1 protein-coding gene is annotated in these 259 nt (G+C 55.2%); it reads left to right on the top strand.

The window, feature by feature from the left end:
* Positions 1 to 259: hypothetical protein (locus RVY79_RS20270; protein WP_317466381.1), on the top strand; the 259-nt coding region annotated here is incomplete at both ends.

Raw genomic sequence — 259 nt, 5'->3', positions numbered from 1 at the left:
ACGGTAGGTTGCTGGTGTATGCGGAAGTCCAAACCGGCGTGATTGAGTCGGCGTTGTTCTACGAGCGCGGTGATGCCCGAGTGGTGACATTCCGGCATTGCAACGATGAGTTACTGAGCGCCCTGTATGAGATTTGGGAGCGCTGGCAAGAGGTCCCAGGTAACGAGGCGTGGTTCTGTTTGAGCTATCTGGTGCAGGGTGGAAAATTCCAGATTGACCTCGCCTACCCAGACCAAATTGACCCTGATGAGGGAACTCC

Source organism: Chromohalobacter sp. HP20-39, from assembly GCF_033052815.1.
In the GTDB taxonomy this organism is placed as follows: domain Bacteria; phylum Pseudomonadota; class Gammaproteobacteria; order Pseudomonadales; family Halomonadaceae; genus Chromohalobacter.
This window is presented reverse-complemented; position numbering and strand designations above follow the sequence as displayed.